Origin of the sequence: Pseudomonas sp. MWU16-30323, assembly GCF_020515595.1 — a bacterium.
In the GTDB taxonomy this organism is placed as follows: domain Bacteria; phylum Pseudomonadota; class Gammaproteobacteria; order Pseudomonadales; family Pseudomonadaceae; genus Aquipseudomonas; species Aquipseudomonas yamanorum.
In genome coordinates, this window is record NZ_JAIWYM010000001.1 from 534,966 (window position 1) to 553,204 (window position 18,239).

14 protein-coding genes are annotated in these 18,239 nt (G+C 55.9%); all 14 read left to right on the forward strand.

Going from position 1 to position 18,239, the window contains the following annotated elements; translation table 11 throughout:
• The first annotated feature begins 15 nt into the window (after positions 1-15).
• The 14 genes from gyrA (at position 16) to LIY45_RS02615 (ending at position 18,238) form a co-directional block, all read left to right on the forward strand.
• Positions 16-2,679 (forward strand): DNA gyrase subunit A, encoded by a 2,664-nt coding sequence (gene gyrA, locus LIY45_RS02550; RefSeq protein ID WP_017477315.1) that lies wholly within the window; start codon positions 16-18, stop codon positions 2,677-2,679.
• Positions 2,680-2,789: 110 nt separating this feature from the next.
• A complete protein-coding gene (gene serC, locus LIY45_RS02555) occupies positions 2,790-3,875 on the forward strand; it encodes a 3-phosphoserine/phosphohydroxythreonine transaminase (protein ID WP_226475208.1) in 1,086 nt (361 codons plus the stop codon).
• The gene (gene pheA, locus LIY45_RS02560; RefSeq protein WP_003218812.1) at positions 3,875-4,969 is read left to right on the forward strand and encodes a prephenate dehydratase; all 1,095 of its coding nucleotides are present in this window, start codon (positions 3,875-3,877) and stop codon (positions 4,967-4,969) included. Before serC ends, pheA begins: the two co-directional genes overlap by 1 nt.
• A gap of 9 nt (positions 4,970-4,978) precedes the next feature.
• The gene (gene hisC, locus LIY45_RS02565) at positions 4,979-6,091 is read left to right on the forward strand and encodes a histidinol-phosphate transaminase (RefSeq protein WP_226475209.1); all 1,113 of its coding nucleotides are present in this window, start codon (positions 4,979-4,981) and stop codon (positions 6,089-6,091) included.
• A 28-nt stretch (positions 6,092-6,119) separates the two neighbouring features.
• Positions 6,120-8,330 carry a bifunctional prephenate dehydrogenase/3-phosphoshikimate 1-carboxyvinyltransferase gene (locus LIY45_RS02570; RefSeq protein WP_260525218.1) on the forward strand — a complete coding sequence of 737 codons (2,211 nt, stop codon included), beginning with the start codon at positions 6,120-6,122 and terminating at the stop codon, positions 8,328-8,330.
• Positions 8,327-9,016 (forward strand): (d)CMP kinase, encoded by a 690-nt coding sequence (gene cmk / locus LIY45_RS02575; protein ID WP_003172653.1) that lies wholly within the window; start codon positions 8,327-8,329, stop codon positions 9,014-9,016. The genes LIY45_RS02570 and cmk overlap by 4 nt, the downstream gene beginning before the upstream one ends.
• A 119-nt stretch (positions 9,017-9,135) precedes the next feature.
• On the forward strand, positions 9,136-10,830 hold the full coding sequence (rpsA, locus tag LIY45_RS02580) for a 30S ribosomal protein S1 (RefSeq protein WP_003218806.1): 1,695 nt from the start codon (positions 9,136-9,138) through the stop codon (positions 10,828-10,830).
• A gap of 339 nt (positions 10,831-11,169) precedes the next feature.
• Positions 11,170-11,466 (forward strand): integration host factor subunit beta, encoded by a 297-nt coding sequence (gene ihfB, locus LIY45_RS02585; protein WP_003218804.1) that lies wholly within the window; start codon positions 11,170-11,172, stop codon positions 11,464-11,466.
• Positions 11,467-11,490: 24 nt separating this feature from the next.
• The gene (locus LIY45_RS02590) at positions 11,491-11,733 is read left to right on the forward strand and encodes a LapA family protein (protein ID WP_226475211.1); all 243 of its coding nucleotides are present in this window, start codon (positions 11,491-11,493) and stop codon (positions 11,731-11,733) included.
• A gap of 427 nt (positions 11,734-12,160) precedes the next feature.
• Positions 12,161-13,471, forward strand: a complete 1,311-nt coding sequence (locus LIY45_RS02595) for a Wzz/FepE/Etk N-terminal domain-containing protein (protein WP_226475212.1) — start codon at positions 12,161-12,163, stop codon at positions 13,469-13,471.
• Positions 13,472-13,797: 326 nt separating this feature from the next.
• Complete coding sequence (locus tag LIY45_RS02600; RefSeq protein WP_226475213.1) at positions 13,798-14,619, forward strand: GNAT family N-acetyltransferase; 822 nt, start codon at positions 13,798-13,800, stop codon at positions 14,617-14,619.
• A gap of 3 nt (positions 14,620-14,622) precedes the next feature.
• The gene (locus tag LIY45_RS02605) at positions 14,623-15,726 is read left to right on the forward strand and encodes a DegT/DnrJ/EryC1/StrS family aminotransferase (RefSeq protein WP_226475214.1); all 1,104 of its coding nucleotides are present in this window, start codon (positions 14,623-14,625) and stop codon (positions 15,724-15,726) included.
• A gap of 14 nt (positions 15,727-15,740) precedes the next feature.
• Positions 15,741-16,877 carry a DegT/DnrJ/EryC1/StrS family aminotransferase gene (locus tag LIY45_RS02610; RefSeq protein ID WP_226475215.1) on the forward strand — a complete coding sequence of 379 codons (1,137 nt, stop codon included), beginning with the start codon at positions 15,741-15,743 and terminating at the stop codon, positions 16,875-16,877.
• The gene (locus LIY45_RS02615) at positions 16,874-18,238 is read left to right on the forward strand and encodes an oligosaccharide flippase family protein (RefSeq protein ID WP_226475216.1); all 1,365 of its coding nucleotides are present in this window, start codon (positions 16,874-16,876) and stop codon (positions 18,236-18,238) included. The genes LIY45_RS02610 and LIY45_RS02615 overlap by 4 nt, the downstream gene beginning before the upstream one ends.
• Position 18,239: the final 1 nt, after the last annotated feature.

Here is an 18,239-nt window from a genome sequence, read left to right on the forward strand (position 1 = left end):
GGAATCAGGCTTCTCATGGGCGAACTGGCCAAAGAAATCCTCCCGGTCAATATCGAAGACGAGCTGAAACAGTCCTACCTCGACTACGCGATGAGCGTAATTGTCGGTCGGGCACTGCCTGATGCGCGCGATGGCTTGAAGCCCGTGCACAGGCGTGTGCTGTTCGCGATGAGCGAGCTGGGTAACGACTGGAACAAGCCGTACAAGAAATCTGCCCGTGTTGTCGGTGACGTGATCGGTAAGTATCACCCTCACGGCGACACTGCGGTGTACGACACCATCGTTCGGATGGCCCAGCCGTTTTCCCTGCGCTACCTGCTGGTAGACGGCCAGGGCAACTTCGGTTCGGTCGACGGCGACAACGCTGCGGCCATGCGATACACCGAAGTGCGCATGACCAAGCTGGCGCACGAGCTGCTGGCTGACCTGCACAAGGAAACCGTGGACTGGGTGCCGAACTACGACGGCACCGAAATGATCCCGGCGGTCATGCCGACCCGTATTCCCAACCTGTTGGTCAACGGCTCCAGCGGTATCGCCGTGGGCATGGCCACCAACATCCCGCCACACAACCTCGGTGAAGTGATCGACGGTTGCCTGGCCCTCATCGACAACCCTGAGCTGACCGTCGATGAGCTGATGCAATACATCCCCGGCCCGGACTTCCCGACTGCCGCGATCATCAACGGTCGTGCCGGCATCATCGAAGCCTACCGCACCGGTCGTGGCCGCATTTACATGCGCGCCCGCTCGATCATCGAAGACATCGACAAGGTCGGTGGCCGTCAGCAGATCGTCATCACCGAACTGCCTTACCAGCTGAACAAGGCGCGTCTGATCGAGAAGATCGCCGAGCTGGTTAAAGAGAAGAAACTGGAAGGCATCACCGAATTGCGCGACGAGTCTGACAAAGACGGTATGCGCGTGGTGATCGAGCTGCGTCGTGGCGAAGTGCCTGAGGTGATCCTCAACAACCTCTACGCCCAGACCCAGCTGCAAAGCGTGTTTGGTATCAACGTGGTTGCGCTGATCGACGGCCGCCCGCGCATCCTGAACCTCAAGGATCTGCTGGAAGCCTTCGTGCGTCACCGCCGCGAAGTGGTGACCCGCCGTACCGTGTTCGAACTGCGCAAGGCCCGTGAACGCGGCCACATCCTGGAAGGCCAGGCGGTTGCGTTGTCGAACATCGACCCGGTCATCGCCCTGATCAAGGCCTCGCCGACCCCGTCGGAAGCCAAGGAAGCCCTGATCAAGATGCCGTGGGAATCCAGCGCCGTAGTGGCGATGGTTGAACGTGCCGGTGCCGATTCGTGCCGTCCGGAGACCCTGGATCCACAGTACGGCCTGCGCGACGGCAAGTATTTCCTGTCCCCGGAACAGGCCCAGGCCATTCTGGAACTGCGTCTGCACCGTCTGACCGGCCTGGAACACGAGAAGCTGCTGGCCGAGTACCAGGAGATTCTCAACCAGATCGGCGAGCTGATCCGCATCCTCAACAGCGCCGTGCGCCTGATGGAAGTGATCCGCGAAGAACTGGAAGTGATCCGCGCCGAATACGGCGATGTGCGCCGCACCGAGATTCTCGATGCCCGTCTCGACCTGACCCTGGGTGACATGATCCCGGAAGAAGATCGCGTCGTGACCATCTCCCACGGCGGCTATGCCAAGACCCAGCCGTTGGCTGCGTACCAGGCCCAGCGTCGTGGCGGTAAAGGCAAATCGGCTACCGGCGTCAAGGATGAGGACTACATCGCTCACCTGCTGGTTGCCAACAGCCACACCACGCTGCTGCTGTTCTCCAGCAAGGGCAAGGTGTACTGGCTGAAAACCTACGAAATCCCGGAAGCGTCCCGCGCCGCCCGTGGTCGTCCGTTGGTCAACCTGCTGCCGCTGGACAGTGATGAATACATCACCACCATGCTGCCGGTGGACGAATACACCGAAGGTCACTTCATCTTCATGGCCACCGCCAAGGGCACCGTGAAGAAGACCCCGCTGGAATCCTTCAGCCGTCAACGCAGCGTGGGCCTGATCGCCCTCGAACTGGACGAAGGCGACGTGTTGATCAGCGCGGCCATCACCGATGGCGAGCGTGAAGTCATGCTGTTCTCCGACGGCGGCAAGGTCACGCGCTTCAAGGAATCCGACGTTCGCGCCATGGGCCGTACCGCCCGCGGTGTGCGCGGCATGCGGCTGCCGGAAGGGCAGAAGCTGATTTCGATGCTGATTCCGGAAGAAGGCAGCGAGATCCTCACCGCTTCCGAGCGTGGTTATGGCAAGCGCACCGCCATCAGCGAGTTCCCGGAGTACAAGCGTGGTGGCCAGGGCGTTATCGCCATGGTCAGCAACGACCGCAATGGCCGCCTGGTCGGCGCGGTCCAGGTGCTCGACGGCGAGGAAATCATGCTGATTTCCGACCAGGGCACCCTGGTACGTACCCGGGTTGATGAAGTGTCGAGCCTGGGGCGTAACACCCAGGGCGTGACCTTGATCAAGCTGGCCAAGGACGAAAAACTGGTCGGCCTTGAGCGTGTCCAGGAGCCATCGGAAGTCGAAGGCGAGGAGCTGGAAGGCGAAGAGGGGATTGCGCTCGAGGGGCAAGTGATCGGCGATGCCGATGACGGCGTCGACGAGCCAACACTCGACGCTGCCGCAGACGAAGAAGAACCGCAGGAATAAGCGGACACACAGGGGGCGGATGAAGATTCGCCCCCTTGTTGTTTGTCCCTTTTGAAATATTGAAACCCCGATTTATTGCACCACCCCACCAGATCAGAGTGAGATTGGATGTGAGCAAGAGAGCCTATAACTTCTGTGCCGGTCCCGCGGCGCTTCCTGAAGCAGTCCTGCAGCGCGCGCAGGGTGAACTCCTCGACTGGCATGGAAAAGGCCTCTCCGTGATGGAAATGAGCCATCGCAGCGATGAGTTCGTGTCCATCGCCACCAAGGCCGAGCAGGATATGCGCGACTTGCTGGACATCCCGTCTGACTACAAAGTGTTGTTCCTGCAAGGCGGCGCGAGCCAGCAGTTCGCCCAGATCCCGCTGAACCTGTTGCCGGAAAGTGGCACTGCCGACTATATCGATACCGGTATCTGGGGGCAGAAGGCCATTGAAGAGGCCTCCCGTTACGGCCACGTCAATGTGGCGGGCACTGCCAAGCCTTACGACTACTTCGCCATTCCTGGTCAGAACGAATGGAAACTGTCGAAGGATGCGGCCTACGTTCACTACGTAGCGAACGAAACCATCGGCGGCCTGGAGTTCGACTGGGTGCCGGAAGTGGGTGATGTTCCGCTGGTGTGCGACATGTCCTCGGACATCCTCTCGCGCCCGATCGATGTGTCCAAGTACGGCATGATCTACGCCGGCGCGCAGAAGAACATCGGCCCGAGCGGCATCCTGGTCAACATCGTCCGTGAAGACCTGCTGGGTCGTGCACGTTCGCTGTGCCCGACCATGCTCAACTACAAGGTCGCGGCCGATAACGGCTCGATGTACAACACCCCGCCGGCCTTCGCCTGGTACCTGTCGGGCCTGGTGTTCGAATGGCTGAAGGAGCAGGGCGGCGTGGCTGCCATGGGCAAGCTCAACGAAGAGAAGAAACGTACCCTGTACGACTTCATCGACGCCAGCGACCTGTACAGCAACCCGATCAACCTGACCGACCGCTCGTGGATGAACGTACCATTCCGCCTGGCGGACGACCGCCTGGACAAGCCATTCCTGGCTGGCGCCGACGAGCGCGGCCTGTTGAACCTCAAGGGCCACCGTTCGGTAGGTGGCATGCGCGCCTCCATCTATAACGCTGTGGATATCCACGCCGTCAAGGCGCTGGTGGCTTACATGGCAGAGTTCGAAAAGGAACACGGCTAATGTCTGAGCAAGAACTCAAGGCCCTGCGTGTACGCATTGACAGCCTGGACGAGAAAGTCCTGGAGCTGATCAGTGAGCGCGCGCGGTGCGCCCAGGAAGTTGCACGGGTGAAAATGGCGTCCCTGGCTGAAGGCGAAGTGCCGGTTTTCTACCGTCCGGAGCGTGAAGCCCAGGTGCTCAAGCGCGTGATGGAGCGCAACAAGGGCCCGCTGGGCAACGAAGAGATGGCGCGGTTGTTCCGTGAAATCATGTCTTCGTGCCTGGCGCTGGAACAGCCGCTGAAAGTGGCTTACCTGGGCCCTGAGGGCACCTTCACCCAAGCCGCGGCCATGAAGCATTTTGGCCACGCGGTGATCAGCAAGCCGATGGCGGCGATCGATGAAGTGTTCCGTGAAGTGGCAGCCGGTGCGGTGAATTTTGGCGTGGTGCCGGTGGAGAACTCCACCGAAGGCGCCGTCAACCACACCCTCGACAGCTTCCTTGAGCACGACATGGTGATCTGCGGCGAAGTCGAGCTGCGTATCCACCACCACCTGTTGGTGGGTGAGAACACCAAGACCGACAGCATCAGCCGCATCTATTCCCACGCCCAGTCCCTGGCCCAGTGCCGCAAGTGGCTGGACGCGCACTACCCGAATGTGGAGCGTGTGGCGGTGTCCAGCAACGCCGAAGCGGCGAAGCGGGTCAAGGGTGAGTGGAATTCGGCGGCCATTGCCGGCGACATGGCCGCTGGCCTGTATGGCCTGACGCGCCTGGCCGAGAAAATCGAGGACCGCCCGGATAACTCCACGCGCTTCCTGATGATCGGCAGCCAGGAAGTGCCGCCGACCGGCGACGACAAGACGTCGATCATCGTTTCCATGAGCAACAAGCCTGGCGCGCTGCATGAGCTGCTGGTGCCGTTCCACGACAACGGGATTGACCTGACGCGAATCGAGACTCGTCCTTCGCGCAGCGGTAAATGGACTTATGTGTTCTTTATCGACTTCGTCGGCCATCACCGCGACCCACTGGTCAAGGGCGTGCTCGAGAAAATCAGTCAGGAAGCCGTGGCACTCAAGGTGCTGGGCTCTTACCCGAAAGCGGTTTTGTGAGGCTTTAACATGAGTGGCAACTTCCTCGCCCTGGCACAGCCGGGCGTGCAACAACTGTCGCCTTACGTTCCGGGCAAGCCTGTGGACGAGCTGGCGCGTGAGTTGAATCTGGATCCGTCGAAGATCGTAAAGCTGGCCAGTAACGAAAATCCGATGGGCCCAAGCCCCAAGGTTTTGGCTGCGATTCGTGATGCGCTGGCTGAACTGACCCGGTATCCGGATGGGAACGGTTTTGAACTCAAGTCCTTGTTGGCGGAAAAGTGCCGCGTTGAGCTGAATCAGGTGACCTTGGGTAACGGCTCCAACGACATTCTGGAGCTGGTCGGCCGTGCCTATCTGGCGCCGGGCCTGAACGCCGTGTTCAGCGAGCATGCGTTTGCGGTCTATCCAATCGTCACTCAGGCCGTTGGCGCCGAGGCGCGCGTGATTCCTGCGAAAGACTGGGGGCATGACCTGCAGGCCATGCTGGCGGCCATCGATGAGCAGACCCGCGTCGTGTTTATCGCCAACCCGAACAACCCGACCGGCACCTGGTTCAGTGCCGAGGTGCTGGACAACTTCCTGCAAGACGTGCCGGAGCACGTGCTGGTGGTACTGGACGAGGCTTACATCGAGTACGCCGAAGGCAGCGACCTGCCGGATGGCCTGGACTTCCTCGCGGCTTATCCAAACCTGCTGGTCTCGCGTACGTTCTCCAAGGCTTACGGCCTGGCGTCGCTGCGGGTCGGCTATGGCCTGTCCACCCCGGTGGTGGCCGATGTGCTGAACCGCGTGCGCCAGCCATTCAACGTCAACAGCCTCGCGCTGGCGGCGGCTTGCGCCGCGGTGCAGGACGCTGAGTACCTGGAGGAAGGTCGTCGCCTCAACGAAAGCGGCATGCTGCAGTTGCAGGAAGGCTTCCGTGAGTTGGGCCTTGGCTGGATTCCGTCCAAGGGCAACTTCATTTGTGTCGACCTGGGTCAAGTGGCCGCTCCCGTGTTCCAGGGCCTGTTGCGTGAAGGTGTGATCGTGCGTCCGGTGGCCAATTACGGCATGCCGAACCACCTGCGCATCACCATCGGTCTGCCTGCTGAAAACAGCCGCTTCCTCGAGGCGCTGGCCAAGGTTCTGGCTCGTGGTTGATGTCACTGCATTGCAACCTGCTGTGCCTATGATCGGTCGCCTGGTGGTGGTCGGTCTGGGATTGATCGGCGGCTCCTTTGCCAAGGGTCTGCGGGAAAGCGGCCTGTGTGGCGAAGTGGTCGGTGTGGACCTGGACCCGCAATCGCGCAAGTTGGCGGTGGAGTTGGGCGTGGTGGATCGCTGTGAGGCGGACCTCGCCGTTGCCTGTCAGGGGGCGGATGTCATTCAGTTGGCGGTGCCGATCCTGGCCATGGAGAAGTTGCTGGCGCTGTTGGCTGGCATGGATCTGGGGCAGGCGATCCTGACCGACGTGGGCAGTGCCAAGGGCAATGTGGTGCGCGCGGCGCGGCTGGCCTTTGGTGGCATGCCCGCGCGCTTTGTGCCCGGGCACCCGATTGCCGGGTCCGAGCAGAGTGGGGTAGAGGCGTCCAATGCGCAGCTGTTCCGTCGCCATAAAGTGATTCTGACGCCGCTGGAGGAGACTGATCCTGCGGCATTGGCCGTGGTGGATCGGCTCTGGCGCGAGCTGGGGGCGGATGTCGAGCATATGCAGGTCGAGCGCCACGATGAAGTGTTGGCAGCGACCAGTCACCTGCCGCATTTGCTGGCGTTTGGCCTGGTGGATTCGCTGGCCAAGCGCAACGAGAACCTCGAGATTTTCCGTTACGCCGCCGGTGGTTTCCGCGACTTTACCCGGATCGCCGGCAGTGACCCGGTGATGTGGCACGACATCTTCCTCGCCAACCGCGATGCAGTGTTGCGCACCCTGGATACCTTCCGCAGCGACCTCGACGCCTTGCGCGACGCGGTGGATGCGGGCGACGGGCATCAGTTGTTGGGCGTGTTCACCCGTGCGCGGGTGGCGCGGGAGCATTTCAGCAAGATTCTGGCGCGTCGGGCTTACATGGATGCGGCTGCAAGTGCGGATGACCTGGTGTTTCTGGCCAACCCCGGTGGCCGCTTGAGCGGGCAGATTCGGGTGCCTGGGGATAAGTCGATCTCCCATCGCTCGATCATGCTCGGCTCCCTGGCGGACGGTGTCACCGAGGTAGAGGGTTTCCTGGAGGGTGAAGATGCCCTGGCGACCTTGCAAGCGTTTCGCGACATGGGTGTAGTGATTGAAGGTCCGCACCATGGGCGCGTCACCATTCACGGGGTTGGCCTGCATGGCTTGAAGTCGGCGCCAGGTCCGATCTATCTCGGTAACTCCGGCACCTCCATGCGGCTGTTGTCCGGTTTGCTGGCGGCCCAGAGCTTTGACAGTGTGTTGACGGGTGATGCCTCGCTGTCCAAGCGTCCGATGAATCGCGTGGCCAAGCCATTGCGGGAAATGGGCGCGGTGATCGAAACCGGGCCGGAAGGGCGCCCACCGCTGACGATTCGCGGTGGCCAGGCACTTAAGGGGCTGACCTACGCATTGCCAATGGCCAGTGCTCAGGTTAAATCCTGCCTGTTGCTGGCTGGGTTGTATGCGGAGGGGAAAACCTCGATTACCGAGCCGGCGCCGACCCGTGATCATACCGAGCGGATGTTGCGTGGGTTTGGTTACCCGGTGGAAGTGGCGGGTGCTACGGCTTCGGTCGAGTCCGGTCACGCGTTGACCGCAACCCATATCGAAGTGCCCGGGGATATTTCCTCTTCGGCGTTCTTCCTGGTGGCGGCGTCGATTGCCGAAGGCTCCGAGCTATTGCTTGAGCATGTGGGCATCAATCCGACCCGTACCGGGGTGATCGATATCCTGCGGCTGATGGGCGCGGATATCACCTTGGAAAACCAGCGGGAAGTGGGTGGTGAGCCGGTTGCGGATTTGCGTGTTCGCGCGGCGCCATTGAAGGGGATCGAGATTCCTGAAGCTCTGGTTCCGTTGGCTATCGATGAGTTCCCGGTGCTGTTCGTGGCTGCGGCGTGCGCCGAAGGCCGGACGGTATTGCGCGGGGCGCAGGAGTTGCGGGTCAAGGAGTCTGACCGGATCCAGGTCATGGCCGACGGTCTGCTCGCCCTGGGCGTGAAGTGTGAACCGACACCTGATGGGATTATCATCGACGGTGGCGTGATAGGCGGCGGCGAAGTCCATGCCCATGGCGATCACCGGATTGCCATGGCCTTCAGCGTGGCCTCCTTGCGAGCGGCTGCGCCGATTCGTATCCATGACTGTGCCAACGTGGCTACGTCTTTTCCGAATTTTCTTACACTGTGTGCCCAAGTCGGCATCCGTGTTGCCCAAGAGGCTCAATTGTGAATATCAAAGCACCGGTGATTACCATCGACGGGCCAAGTGGCTCGGGCAAAGGCACGATCGCCGGCATCCTGGCCAAGCGCCTGGGCTGGTGCCTGCTGGACTCCGGGGCGCTGTACCGCTTGCTGGCGTTTGCTGCACGCAACCATGGTGTCGACCTGACCAACGAAGAGTCGCTGAAGCTGCTGGCTGCGCATCTCGACGTGCAGTTCGTCGGGGCGACGGAAGGTCATCCCCAGCGCATCATCCTGGAAGGGGACGATGTGACCGATGACCTGCGTAACGAACAGGTCGGTTCCTGGGCTTCCCAGGTCGCCGCATTGCCGGCGGTGCGCGATGCTTTGCTGCAGCGCCAGCGGGCTTTCCAGGAGCCGCCGGGTCTGGTGGCCGATGGCCGCGACATGGGCACGGTGGTGTTTCCCGAGGCGCCGCTGAAGATTTTCCTGACTGCCAGTGCCGAGGAGCGGGCCCGCCGCCGTTACTTGCAGTTGAAGGGCAAAGTCGATGGTGTTAGTCTGTCGAGTCTGCTAGATGAGATCCGTGCACGCGATGAGCGTGATACCCAGCGTGCGGTAGCCCCGCTCAAGCCGGCGGCTGACGCCATACAGCTGGATTCCACGGAGTTGTCCATCGAGCAGGTGCTGGAACGCATCTTGAGTGAAATCGCCATTCGCGATATCGCCGGGTGACCAAGAAGGCTGCAGGGGACCAGTCATAGTCCTGTGGTGCTTCTTTTAATTGAAACTGACCCACACCGTCTGGGGTGTGGAGATGGGCGTATTCTTCGCCCTTATCAACAGGAATTAAAATGAGCGAAAGCTTTGCGGAACTCTTTGAAGAAAGCCTAAAAACCCTGAACCTTCAGGCAGGCTCCATCATCACCGGTGTTATCGTTGATATCGATTACCAAGCTCGCTGGGTAACCGTTCACGCTGGTCTGAAGTCTGAAGCTCTGATCCCGCTGGAACAGTTCTACAACGATGCTGGTGACCTGACTATCAATGTCGGTGACGAAGTTCACGTTGCTCTGGACTCGGTTGAAGACGGTTTCGGTGAAACCAAGCTGTCCCGTGAAAAAGCCAAGCGCGCTGAATGCTGGATTGTTCTCGAAGCAGCCTTCGCAGCTGAAGAAGTGGTCAAGGGCGTTATCAACGGTAAGGTTAAAGGCGGCTTCACTGTCGACGTTAACGGCATCCGTGCGTTCCTGCCAGGTTCTTTGGTCGACGTTCGTCCTGTGCGCGACACCACGCACCTGGAAGGCAAAGAACTCGAATTCAAGGTCATCAAGCTCGACCAGAAGCGCAACAACGTTGTCGTTTCCCGTCGCAGCGTCCTGGAAGCAGAGAACTCCGCCGAGCGTGAAGCTCTGCTGGAATCCCTGCAGGAAGGCCAACAAGTCAAAGGTATCGTCAAGAACCTCACCGATTACGGCGCATTCGTCGATCTGGGTGGCGTCGATGGCCTGCTGCACATTACCGACATGGCTTGGAAGCGTATCAAGCATCCATCGGAAATCGTCAACGTTGGCGACGAGATCGATGTCAAGGTTCTGAAGTACGATCGTGAGCGCAACCGTGTCTCCCTGGGCTTGAAGCAGCTGGGCGAAGATCCATGGGTCGCTATCAAGGCTCGTTACCCAGAAAGCACTCGCGTCACCGCGCGTGTTACCAACCTGACCGACTACGGCTGCTTCGCAGAGCTGGAAGAAGGCGTAGAAGGCCTGGTACACGTTTCCGAAATGGACTGGACCAACAAGAACATCCACCCTTCGAAAGTCGTACAAGTCGGCGACGAAGTGGAAGTTATGGTTCTGGACATCGACGAAGAGCGTCGTCGTATCTCCCTCGGCATCAAGCAGTGCAAATCTAACCCATGGGAAGATTTCTCTGGCCAGTTCAACAAGGGCGATAAAATCTCCGGCACCATCAAGTCGATCACCGATTTCGGTATCTTCATTGGTCTGGACGGCGGCATCGACGGCCTGGTTCACCTGTCCGACATCTCCTGGAACGAAGTTGGCGAAGAAGCTGTTCGTCGTTTCAAGAAGGGCGACGAGCTGGACACCGTTATCCTGTCGGTTGACCCAGAGCGCGAGCGTATCTCCCTGGGTATCAAGCAACTGGAAAGCGATCCGTTCTCCGAGTACGTTCAAGAGAACGACAAAGGCGCAATCGTTAAAGGCATCGTGAAAGAAGTTGACGCTAAAGGCGCCATCATCACTCTGGCCGACGATATCGAAGCGACTCTGAAAGCCTCCGAAATCAGCCGTGACCGCGTTGAAGACGCGCGCAACGTTCTGAAAGAAGGCGAAGAAGTAGAAGCCAAGATCATCAGCGTTGACCGCAAGAGCCGCGTAATCCAGCTCTCCATCAAGTCGAAAGACGATGCTGAAGAGAAAGAAGCCATCCAGAGCCTGCGCGACAAGCCAGCTACCTCTGAGCCTTCTGCTGGTCCTACCACTCTGGGCGACCTGCTGCGTGCACAAATGGAAAAGCAGAACTAAGTTCTGTCAGACCATAGAAAAAGGGCGACTTCGGTCGCCCTTTTTTGTGCCTGGGATTTGGTGTTGTGCGCAGCGTCTCCTTGGCGTTCTGCGGCAGGAGCGCTGTCGTCGCGCTGGCAGTGCATTCGCGATTGTAGGCTCTATCTGGCAGTGACCGCGCTGGAGTGGCTCCAGTGAGGCTGAGCGAGAGCTGGCTGTCGTGGGGCACAGTGACAACTCTCTTCGAGTTACACCCCAAGTCTTTGAATATAAGTCAATACATGGGCTGTTCAAATTCCTCCGGTCATGCTAAAACCTTCGAAGCGCTTTTCCTAGCTGCTTGAAAAAGAAGGGAAAAATATGACGAAGTCGGAGTTGATCGAACGAATTGTCACCCATCAAGGGCTGCTCTCATCCAAAGATGTGGAGCTGGCCATCAAGACCATGCTTGAACAGATGTCACAGTGCCTGGCCACCGGCGATCGGATTGAGATTCGTGGGTTTGGTAGCTTTTCGCTGCATTATCGGGCGCCGCGTGTGGGGCGTAATCCTAAGACTGGCCAATCCGTTAGCCTCGATGGCAAGTTCGTGCCTCACTTCAAGCCGGGCAAGGAATTGCGTGACCGGGTGAACGAAGATGAGGAAGAAGGCGTCTGAGTGTTTTTGGGGTAGGAGAAGGTTATGCGTGGGGTTAAGCGCGTTGCGGTTGTGCTGGTGGTGCTGATTGTTGCTTTGGTAGTAGTGGCATTTGTGCTGGAGAATCAGCAGAGCGTGACCCTTTCATTCCTGGGGCTTGCTACTGGGCAGGCACCGGCGTCGGTATTTATTGTGCTCGCTTTTATTGTTGGAATGTTGCTCGGGCCACTATTGGGGGCTTTGTTTGGCCATCGCCGCCATAAGGCCGCTGCTGCGGGAAGGATCTAGTCGCGGTTCCAGATTGCTTTGCAAAGGCTCATGAGGGGGGCTGGATACCGTTCGTCAGATAATTTTATTTAAATTGAGTCTCGATCGATGCAGGGTGCCGTATTGATGCGGTCGCTGTAGGAACCTATGGGGACGTTACATTCAGTGTTATCTCGCCCATTCAGAATTTTTCCCCTTTTTTGTTCTCCTGGAGCGAAGCCGTTCAGGGTTTCCCCTAGTGCAGTAGGAGTATTCCTACGAATATGTCAAGACTTGTAATGTATCGGATAGCTGGCAAACTGAGATCAGTTCTCGAAACGGGCAATTGTGCGCTAAAAACTTGGCAGAGACGCCGGGACTTAGCGGCTAGATAAACAGAATAAAAGAACCCACACAATTAAGTCTGCATAACGAGCCAGCAGTTTCTCTTTGAAGGCAGGTCTTTGTTGTGAGTAGTAGTTTTCGCGCTCCACCCGTACCACCGTCCGACGAAATCGATGTCGTCGCGCTAATTCAAGCGATTTGGCGGCAAAAAAAACTCATCATGATCATGGCGGCTGGCACTGGCTTGCTGGCTGGCATATATGCGTTCACGGCCACTCCGGTGTATCAGGTAAGTAGCGTCTTGCGCCCTGTTGCCATCAACGAGCTGGATGCGCTGAACCGGTCAGAGGTTTATACGCTTCCTCCCAGTGCTGCGCTTTTAAAGGTCGGAACTTCGCTGGAGTCTTATGAGACAAGGCTCGGGTTCTTTCGTGAACATCAACAGTTGTTCAAGGCCTTTGTACATCCAGGGCGGAGCTTGGAGCAAAGTTTCGAAGAGTTTAATCGGAACTCCATCAATCTTTCCTCATCGGACACGAAAAATACCGATGCTCTAAGTTCATTTCTAAAACTTGAGATGAATTACCCTGAAGGCGTTGATGGTGTTTCTATTCTTAATGGCTTTGTAGCCTATGCCGTTGCCGTCGAGCGCAAGCAAGTTGCCGCGGACATTGATGTGATCGTGAGAAATCGGCTCAACGAGCTACAAGGCAAGTTAGAGGCGGCACGCTCAGGTTATTTAAATGATAAGCAGAGCAAAATTGCCTCTTTGCAAGAAGTTGACGTTTTGCGCCGTTCTCAGTTAATGGATGAGCTAAAAGCCCTTCGTGAGCAGTTGAAGACCCAGCGCACTTACCGTATAGCCCAGCTGGATGAGGCTATTGGTATCGCGCGTTCGTTGGGGATTGTTAAGCCCACCACGCCTACGTCTTTGGGTGACTCGGCGGGTTCGAACGTTAGTGTTATGCGAACAGAGATAAACAATCAGCAAATCCCCCTTTACTTTATGGGGGTGGATGCACTAAAGGCTGAGCGTGCGGCGTTGATGGCGCGCAAGTCAGACGATTTCACCGAGGGGCGCATCTCGCAAATAGCAAAAGAGTTGCAATTGCTCAAGTCAAATCGGCAAATTGAAGTGCTAAATCAGCGTAAAAATGAAGATATTTTTCTTGCGGGCATAGAGCCGTTGCGCGCCGAAATCGTCCGGTTGAAGAACCTTAATGTCAACTTGGACAATCTCAAACTTGTCGTTATTGATCAGCAGGCCCTGGAGCCATTGCAGCCGCTGAAACCGAAAAAAACACTGATCATTCTGTTTGGCCTGATTGCGGGCGGTCTTCTCGGTGGGGTCATCGCACTTGCGCGTGGCTGGGCGGCGAGTCGTCCTGCGATGGTGAGTCTTCCCATGAGGGTGGAAAGTCCTCAGGCTAAGTGATTCCCTGGGCGGCTATATGCTCGCCTTTACGCCTGATCCAGGTTCTCCTGCGAGTGCGTTCTATTCTTCCTGAGGGTGCTGGAGGAGCGCTTTTTCGTTGCCTTCATGTGGGAACTCGGGAGATAACAGAGCATCCTATGAGCAATCGATGCGCTTGGATGTTCGCGTGAGAGGCCTGGCATCTCGCTCAACCCAACATTGAAGTCAGGATGGCCTTTATCGTCCCATGGGCTTTTGAGTGCGGAGCAACGATAAAAACGGTAAAATCTCGAGTCAGAATTTTGTCATTTTGTCTTGTGCCGCCTTAATAAATGGAGTCACATCGGATGGACCCTACGTTCAAGCCAGTTATTTCTTCGGGGGTTCCGGAGAGTGCTCGTCGACTGTTTTGGGAGGTTTTTTTTTCCTCCAGAGGGCGGGGAATCGACCTGCTCACCCATTTTCCTTGGATGTCGTGTGTCGAAAAGGTCTCTTGTGTCGAAATCAAGGACTCATCAGGCTCTGATGAGACAATCGCTGCATTAGTCATTAGAACCCTGGATGTCAGCAAAGACGTTTCTGTTGGGCTCATAGGTTTAGTCTGTGTGGATGAAAAATCCCGTGGAAAAGGCTTGGCTTCGAGCTTAATGAGCAGCGCCATAGAATTTGGCCAGCACCGAAATCTGGCTGCATTGATCCTGTGGACGCAAAAGCCGGAGGTTTATACCGGTCAAGGGTTTATCACCGATGAGCGAGACCGCTTCGGCCATATTCAGTTGATGCAAGAGCAACGCAGCACGTTAGAGTATACGACGCGCGACTGGCCCGACTCATCATATGCCGGCGAGGCTGAGCGTGGCCTTCCTCCTTTTGCGACCGGCGGGCAGATGATCTCAAGCGAGAACGCGGGAATCATCGTGCTCGTAGCGGGTGGAGGACTCAGCATAGCGGACTGGTTTGGGAAGAAAAAAGATGTTGTCGATTTGATCAGGGCATCCATGCCGGATCGCTGTTCTCTCAACGTTGGTGAAGAGGATTCTTTAATAGCCGAGTTGGAAGAACAGGGCCTTGAATTTGATTTAAGTCCAGCGGCCATTAGGATGGTTAGATATTTGGGCGTCGCTGCTCCTGTTGAACTACCCAACATTAAATTTCTTGATCGGATCTGAAAAATGTCAAATGTAAACTCACCGATTCCTCTAGTGAAAGTTGCGATGCCGCGGCGCGAGATTCTGATGCCTGCCTTGGAGTCGGTGCTATACAGTGGCATGATTTCCGAGGGGGAGTATGTTTATCGGTTTGAAGACGTTTTTGCCGAAACGTTCAAACTGAAAAATGTCTTGGCCACCAGCAGTGGTACTGCGGCACTTCACTTGGCAATGATTTTGTCGGGCGTTAAAGCCGGTGACGAAGTCATCACGACTTCCATGACTGCTGAGCCAACTAACACCACTATTTTGCAGATGGGGGCGACCCCGGTATTTGCGGATGTTGAGCGTGATACGGGGAATCTTTGCCCCGATGCAGTAGAAGCTGCTGTGACCTCCAAAACAAAGGCCATCTGCGTTGTTCATTACGCGGGCTATCCTGCCCGTTTAAAAGAGCTGAGGGAAATTGCCGACCGTCACAACCTTTCGCTGATTGAAGACTGCGCTCATGCGTTGGGGGCTGAATATAACGGGCTACCGATCGGTACAGTCGGCGATTACGCTATTTTTTCTTTTCAAGCGATTAAGCATATGACCACCATTGATGGCGGTATGCTTATGATGAAAGACCCTAGCCAGATGGGCGACGCCCGTAAGCTCCGTTGGTTTGGTTTGGCAAAAGGTGTGCCGCGCACTGAAGTTGATATCACGACGGTTGGTTATAAATACAATATGCACAACGTCGCTGCGGTGATTGGCTTAAAGCAGATTGAAACAATTTCACCTCTATTGAAAAGACACCAAGACAACGGGCGTTTTTTTGACGAAGCCTTGAAAGAGATTCCAGGTTTGTGTCCTGCCCCAGTACAGTCAGCGGTGAACCCTGCTTACTGGCTGTATACACTTCTATCGGATGATTCGTCTGAAGTTGAAAAGCTGTTAGCTGCCAGCGGGGTGATGGCTTCCAAGCTCCATCGTCCAAATCACTTTCATTCTGTATTCAAGCCTTTCGCAGGTGCTATGCCCGGTCTGGACGATTTTTACAAGCGGTTGATCCATATTCCGTGTGGCTGGTGGGTGTCTGTTGAGGATCGTGAGCGTATTGTCGACGTACTTAAGCGCGGTTGAAGAGAGAAGTCAGGATGTCTAAGGTATTGCCTCTGTACGGTGTGGTCGGTCTTCCCGAAATGGAGGCTGTAGCTGTGGATATACTGCGCTCTGGCAGGATCGCAGGTGGAGAGTGGGTTGCAAAGTTTGAGACGGGCCTAAAGAGCATCGTCGGGATGCCCCACGTAGTCTCCACAGTAGACATGACGAGTGCTTTGTTTCTCGCTCTGCATCTGGCGGGGGTGACACAAGGCGACGAGGTACTCACGACTGCATTCGCTTGTTTGTCCACCAACTCAGCAATCGCCCAGGTCAAAGCCACCCCCGTTTGGGTCGATGTAACCCCTGGGAATGTAATTGTGGACTTGGCGGATCTGGAATCGAAAATTACTGATAAGACCAAAGCCGTGATTTTGTATCACGTAGCGGGATACCCAGGACCCGCGAAAGAAATCAGTGATTTATGCAAAAAATACAATCTTGTGCTCATAGAGGATTGCGATAATGCTCTTCTGGCGGAGCAAGATGCGCTCACCGTAGGCACACACGGCGATTTTGCTATTTACTCGTTTTATCCTAATCGGCAGATCAATACGACTGAGGGTGGAGCATTAGCCTGCCGCAGCGAGCTGATGGCGACCAGGGCCCGTCATTTGAGGCGTTTTGGTATCAACTTTGATCACTTCAGAGCTGCGTCGGGGGAAATTAACCCGTTGTCCGATATTCCCGAGATAGGCTGGGGGATAACTCTAAATAATCTCTGTTCTGCGTTGGGCTGCGCGCAATTCGAAACGCTTATGGCCAGGCGGAATATTACTCTTAGGAATGCTGGTCTGTTGCAGACGCTCCTCGCAGATATTCCGCGACTGAAGCCTGTTCCCGTACGTGAATCTGACAAACCCGCCTATTGGGTTCTTTTAGTATTCGTTGAAGAGAAAGAGCACGTAATCAGTGAGTTAAAAAAGCGCGGCGTGATGGCTTCTGGTGTACATCAGCGCAATGATATTTATAGTGGGTTTGATGGTAAACGCTGCCCGTTACCCAATACAGATTATTTACAGGACCATATTATCGGCATTCCGTGTGGGTGGTGGTTGGAAGAGGCTGATGTGCTATATATTGCCAATGCTTTGAAAGAAGTGGTTAATATGAAAGTTGATAAAAGCGCATGAACTTGCGAGCCTCTATTGTCGGTAAAATGTTAATGCTGTACGTGGGAAGGTCTTCCGGCTTGATCGTGGCCTTCCTTTTTTTGCCTCTGTATAGCCGTTTGCTGGGAAGTGCGCAGTTCGGGGTAGTAGCGGTGATTCTATCGCTTCAAGCGCTTCTGGTAATGATGGACCTTGGAATGTCCACGCTGATAGGGCGAGAAATTTCTGTTTCCTCCGCTGATGACAATGGATCCATTCTTGGTCAACTGCGAACTGCTGAGTTAAGTCTGTCCGGATTTTACGCGGCTTTGCTACTGCTTGCGGTAGCGTTGAAGTTTTTTTATATCGGCAATTCTGCTTCCTGGTTAGTAGTTATAGGCGCAGTAGTTTTATTTTGGCTTCTCGTCATGCAGAATTTATACTATTGCAGTTTGATTGCGCGCCGCAGTTATACGTTAGGTAGTGCAATACAAATCGTCGGTGTTGTATTTCGTGCATGTGTAACTGCCGCTGCATTGTATTATGTGTCGGCTACGCTGGAAACATTCATCGTCACACAGTTGGCTGTCACCGCTGTCCATTGGTGGTTTTCACGTTTATTCATTACGAATGCACTTTCCAGCAAGAACGGTGTGCTTCTCGAACTAAAACGTCCAACGCTGAAGGACGCACTGGCGCTCACAAAAATGGGGGGTGCGCTAGTTTTGTTTTCCGCTGCGGGTGCGGCAGTAACCCAGTTGGATAAGCCGATCATTTCAATGTTCGCATCCGCCAGTAGTGTTGCGCCTTACTATTTGGCTAGCTTGTTGTGTATGACGCCTATTTCTATTCTGGCGGGACCGGTTAGTCAGTATTTTCAGCCAATTTTCTTGCGTGAGACCGCGAGAGGAGAGGCAGGTGCCGCACATAAGACAGTGATCAGATTTGCGCTATCGGTATTTGTCGTTACCGCATTGCCAACCTTTATCTTGTGGTGGTTTCGTACACCTATTATCGATCTTTGGGTTGGTACAAGTGATAATAACTCCCTAATTGCAACCTATGTTGCAATTCTGCTTCCAGGCTTAGCCATCGGTGCATTTGGCTTTATACCCTATAGCTTGTTGATTTATTCCAAAGACTATCGTTATCAAGCCCTGATTTCTGCGTCGCTGACTGTTATTACGTTAGTGCTCGCGACGGTAGCCGCAGTGGGAAGAAATATTGAAGCGGTTTGCTATATTTACTCCGGCTACCATACCGCTTCGACAGTGCTGTCTTGGATCAGGGCGTCCCGTCTGCCCGCTGTAAGACCGTACGCGATACGCTCAGCATTGTTGGTGCTTACCCTGGTTCTCGCATCTGTTTCAGTTTTTGGTTCTGCTTTATATATACTTAGTTGAT